6 protein-coding genes are annotated in these 4,793 nt (G+C 43.0%); 3 read left to right on the top strand and 3 right to left on the bottom strand.

The annotated features are described in order from the left end of the window. Positions 1–1,333, bottom strand: a 1,333-nt coding sequence (locus ACP45E_RS16090) for a MotA/TolQ/ExbB proton channel family protein (RefSeq protein ID WP_069585231.1), incomplete at its 3' end; no start/stop codon positions are given. Next, a complete protein-coding gene (locus tag ACP45E_RS16085) occupies positions 1,330–2,199 on the bottom strand; it encodes a DUF3450 domain-containing protein (protein ID WP_017039136.1) in 870 nt (289 codons plus the stop codon). The genes ACP45E_RS16085 and ACP45E_RS16090, both read right to left, overlap by 4 nt. 581 nt (positions 2,200–2,780) lie before the next feature. Here ACP45E_RS16085 and hpf point away from each other — a divergent pair. The 3 genes from hpf (at position 2,781) to ACP45E_RS16070 (ending at position 4,250) form a co-directional block, all read left to right on the top strand. Further along, entirely contained in the window at positions 2,781–3,137 is a 357-nt protein-coding gene (gene hpf / locus ACP45E_RS16080; RefSeq protein WP_017034206.1) for a ribosome hibernation-promoting factor, HPF/YfiA family, read from the top strand. A gap of 157 nt (positions 3,138–3,294) precedes the next feature. Next, on the top strand, positions 3,295–3,714 hold the full coding sequence (locus ACP45E_RS16075) for a DUF1801 domain-containing protein (RefSeq protein ID WP_017039137.1): 420 nt from the start codon (positions 3,295–3,297) through the stop codon (positions 3,712–3,714). A 26-nt stretch (positions 3,715–3,740) separates the two neighbouring features. Then, entirely contained in the window at positions 3,741–4,250 is a 510-nt protein-coding gene (locus ACP45E_RS16070) for a DUF2867 domain-containing protein (protein WP_017034204.1), read from the top strand. Positions 4,251–4,418: 168 nt separating this feature from the next. Here ACP45E_RS16070 and ACP45E_RS16065 read toward each other — a convergent pair. Then, positions 4,419–4,793 (bottom strand): uroporphyrinogen-III C-methyltransferase (locus ACP45E_RS16065; RefSeq protein ID WP_241824328.1); only part of this gene is annotated, 375 nt, incomplete at its 5' end.

Raw genomic sequence — 4,793 nt, 5'->3', positions numbered from 1 at the left:
GTCCAATGCCTTGTTTCTCCAGAATGTTACGGATATTTTCCGCTTGAGTACTCAAGATATTGTGGGCAAGTAGCAAGGGCATAGCCGCGACAAGTCCTAGAACTGTGGTTACGAGTGCCATCGAGATCCCACCCGCCATAACTTTCGGATCACTGTTCCCAAAGTGTGTAATGACCTGGAACGTTTCAATCATCCCAGTGACCGTACCTAATAAACCCAACATCGGGGCCAACGCAGCAAATAACTTTAAGGTGGAAAGGCCCTTTTCGAGGTGAGTTTGCTCATCGACAACGGCCTCCAGTAAACGCAACTCTAGGGCTTCAACTGTTCGGTTGCTGTCTTTTTGATACACAGAAAGAACCCGCCCTAAAGGGTTATTACTGATTTGATTTGGGTTTCGTAGCTGCTTACGTATTTTGTACTGTGTGCTCGCTAGGATAACTCCGCGATAGAAAGCTATCACAAGGCCAATCGATAGAAGCCCTAAAATGATTTTACCAACCACACCACCCGCTTCAATACGATCTTGCAATGATGGTTCTATCTCCTTCTGGGCCAAAATAATACCCCGTGAAGGATCTATCGACCAGATGCCACCACCACTCTCAATATTCTTAGTACCCACACTGTTCTGCACAAGGCTCTCAAGAGCCAAAACGCTTGGTATTGATTTGGGCTGGTTGGAATAATAGGAAGCATGCTGGCGGGCACTGTTCCAGTTCAAATACCCTTGTTCACCGACAAGCGCAAAGGATCCCATTCTGTACGCATCTTCTGTATTCACCTGCCCTTCAATTGTCAATACAGGCACTGTGACCTTGGTAAGTTGAGCGCTCGCACGAATTTGTTCATCCATACTTAGCCACAAGCCTCTTAGCTCAGCCATTGATGGTAACGCTTGTGCATCAATAATCGCATCAATCGCTAGTGAATACTGGTTAGCATCAATAGCCGTCACTGAGTGATTAATCTCCGGTTCCACTTGCTTTGTTACCTGACGTACAACACCAAATAATTCACCTAAGCTTCCTGCTTCTAAACGGAGTTTTTCTTCTAAACGAGAAAGTGTCTCTTCGTTGCGGCTAAACGTCAGCGTAAGCTCATCGGTTAGCTTTTGTATGTCCGCTATCTTGGCTTCCAGATCTTTTTTTGACGCTACTAACTTCGCTTCTGTTTGAATAAATTGACGCTGACGCGCTTCTTCTTCGCGCTTTTGCTTCAAGTTATCAGCCTTCGCTTGCTCCACCAATTGTGGTGTAGCCTTGGCGGATGCTGGCATAAAAGCAAATGACAACCCTAGGGCGAGTGAAATCGTTAGAACGAGCGTTTTCATTGGGCCACCTCATCTGCTTGTGGTTTGTCGGCCGGTGAATGTGTTCCAGATGAATATGTTGTAGATGAATATATTGCCGATGACGGTTTTAACGCCACATTTTTAAGACCCGTAGTATCAAAAGTGAATGGCAATGATAAAAGACTCGGCGGTGATTGATTGTTCGCTACTCGATACGCTTCATCAAATCGGGCGTTGTTTGACGTATCAAGTGCCTGCCAGCGATTTGTTGATCGATTCCATGACCAATATTCAGATCCGGAACGATTCCTGGCTATGAGCGATATTCGACCCAAATAAAGCAGTTCAGCTTCGATACGCTGCGTATCGGAAATCGATATTTGATCACGATAAACGCCAAGCTTTGTGCCATAGTCAAGCTCAATTTGATAGGCCTCTAGAATCCGGCGATATTTTTCAGCGTCGCTGACATTGGACTCGCTCATCATTGATGTCAGCGATGCCACGCGCTCAAGTCTCGCATTTTGTCGAAGCGGGATATCCTCTTCAACGATCTGATTGAGGCCGTCTAACATTTGATACATTAGCGGGATGACACCTTGTCGAGTATCTTGTATTTGTTCAATTTGAGCTTCAAGGCTGGCCGCTTCTTTCTGCTGATTGTCGACCATGCTAGATAGGTGATTTCGATATACTCTTAGGTTTTCGAACTCTTTTTGTAGGATTGCGATGTCTGCTTTTAAAGCCTGCGAAGATGCGTAACTTTTATCAATGACCGTTTGGCTATCGCTCAAATGTTGATGGGTCTGGTTTTGAATGGCTTTTGCATCAGACAAACCTGTCGCAAAGGCTGAGGATGACAACAGTAATGTCACTGTACATGTACACACTTTAAGAAATTTCATAACCTAATTCACTTTGTTCCATCTGAGTTGTTTCTTCGTTGTCGTTTTCACTACGCCCACTATCAGTATCTTACTCACTGGCTGTCTAATGAGAACGGACGGCCAGCTGCTAGAAGAAATCATAAGCCACTGATTATATAAAGCTTATAAACATCTAGCGGAAAAAAATAACCAGCCTAGACTCTTTCTTAATACATGTATAAAAGCACATTATTGGTAAGACTAAGGATACAGCGCATGCTGTAGTGAAACAATCATCTAACGATTGCGCATTATACTCACAACTATGCGAATGACAATTATTATCACATGAGTAATTTCGACAAAGTTGAAAGATTATTAATCGTTCAATCAGAAAAGGGAGAACCGTTCTTATCACTTCCGGCAACATCAAAATATAGAATAAGGCACTGGTTTTACTGAGTTTTAATACCCCCTTTCATTGAATCAATATTCAAGGTCTATCTATTAGATTAGTTGAGAACACAGAAGCCCATCACACATGTATCAATATACGCTTGGCTTATCTGCTCAGAATTTGCTAGGTTTAAAGAACATAGTGATTGGAAAGGTATAAATATATGAAAGTAAATGTTCAAACACATCATGTATCCATTAATGAAGACTCACGTAAAGAAATTGAAAGTAAATTCGATAAGATAACAGCTCACTTTCCTCACCTGATAAGCTGTGACATCATCATCACTAAAGAGCACGGTACGCACGAAGTCGAGATTTTCACCAATTATGAGGGTGTAAGAATTTCAGCTAAATCCACAAACGACGTCATGTACCCTGCTATCTCTGCGACCTTAAAAAAACTCGAGACTGGGCTGCGTAACCGTAAAGGGCAACTGAAAGCGGATCTACACGAAAAACCAACCAGCACCAAGCCTGAAATAGCGTCAGATATTATCCAAGAAATGAAGCTTGTTTAATCATAGATAAGCCACCTGTTTCCATAAAGCCAGCAATATACTGCTGGCTTTTTCAGTTTTATACTCGTCTAAACGTCGATGCGCCTATGTCTACCCATATATGGTAACAATGGACGAGTACCAGTAATGGACATGTAACCGCAATTAACGAGGCATTATGGATAAAAACATCAAAGATAAGTGGGACAGTTACCCAGCCAATATAGCCCCTGTTATTTGCCGTCTCAGAGAGCTCATTCTACAAGCCGCTAAAGAAGAAGACTTAGGTACGGTTGAAGAAACATTGAAATGGAATGAACTCAGCTATAGCGTCACATCAGGTAGTCCGATTCGCCTAGACTGGACGTTGAAAACGCCTCACCATTGTTATGTGTATTTCCATTGCCAAACAAAGTTGGTTGATACGTTTCGCGAGTTATATGACGGTGTGTTGCAATTTCAAGGCAATAGAGCCATGGTAATCGCGATCAAAGAATTATACATTGAGGACTCTTTACCTGAGACTCAAATCAAACACTGTCTAAAATTGGCGCTGACTTATCAAAAAGTCAAACATCTCCCACTGCTCGGCGCCTGATAACGCTCATTAAATAGGATGTCTTCATGAATTACCCTAGCAACACAATACTTAGTGAATCCTTGGAAACAGCCTATTTTTGGGATACTCATTCAACCAAAGTGAAATATGAAGGGCAAACAGCGTTAGAAGTGTATTTAACCGTTGCCAAAAACACCCCAACCTGGGTGGCTAAACTGATGTCTTTACGCAATCAAATCGTCTCTAAATTGGGATTAAAGCATCTCGGAAGTATGGACGAATTTGACCATAGCACTCCCAGTGACCACTATAAAGTTGGCGATATGATCGGTATTTTCAAGTTGGTTTCTAACAGCGACTATGAGGTCGTATTAGAAGACTGTGACAAGCACCTAGATGTCCGTATTTCCTTCTTAATTGATCCCGATGGTAATGGGAAAAATAGTGATGAAGCCGTTGTCCATGCAACGACTGTCGTGCACATCAATAACGCTTTTGGCAAGGTCTACATGTTCTTTGTTGCCCCTGTCCATAAACTCATTGTCCCTAGTTCATTAAAACAACTGGCACGATAACCATTCTCTAAAGAACTAATTTTGGTGGGGAGCGAGTCCCCAGCACATCATCCGCGGCGTCGTGAGTGGAAACCTAAAGGCCGCCTAAGAAGTTTGACGCTCAGATACATCAGAAAATCACTCACTGCCATGCGTACTCACTTAGCGACTCAAAACCGTGTGCGAGTGCTATTGTTGAAACCAACGCAGTTTTTCATGCAATTGAGTCACGCTACCGACGACAATTAATGCTGGACTCTTTGCGTGCTTTGATAGGTCAGCGAGCTCGCCCAGTGTTCCAGTCAGTACTTTTTGCTCTTTACGTGTACCATTCTCAATGATCGCGCAAGGTGTATCTGTCTGTAATCCATGTTCCATAAGATTCTTTGCGATATGAGGGCACTGTTTTAAGCCCATATAAAACACCAAGGTATTATTGGTTTGAGCAAGTGACGGCCAATGAATCTCTGTACCGTCTTTTTGAATATGACCCGTAATAAATTGAACGCTTTGAGCGTGATCTCTGTGGGTTAGCGGAATGCCAGCATAGGCCGTCGCGCCAGC

Origin of the sequence: Vibrio genomosp. F10 str. 9ZD137, assembly GCF_049974785.1 — a bacterium.
In the GTDB taxonomy this organism is placed as follows: Bacteria; Pseudomonadota; Gammaproteobacteria; order Enterobacterales; family Vibrionaceae; genus Vibrio.
The sequence above is the reverse complement of the archived record's forward strand: the minus strand, read 5'-3'. Positions and strand labels throughout refer to the sequence as shown.

Excerpts from the sequence above, each read along its gene's own strand:
- ACP45E_RS16075 (WP_017039137.1), top strand. The coding sequence starts at position 3,295 with ATGGATAAAAACATCAAAGATAAGTGGGACAGTTACCCAGCCAATATA.
- ACP45E_RS16085 (WP_017039136.1), bottom strand. The coding sequence starts at position 2,199 with ATGAAATTTCTTAAAGTGTGTACATGTACAGTGACATTACTGTTGTCA.
- hpf (WP_017034206.1), top strand. The coding sequence starts at position 2,781 with ATGAAAGTAAATGTTCAAACACATCATGTATCCATTAATGAAGACTCA.
- ACP45E_RS16070 (WP_017034204.1), top strand. The coding sequence starts at position 3,741 with ATGAATTACCCTAGCAACACAATACTTAGTGAATCCTTGGAAACAGCC.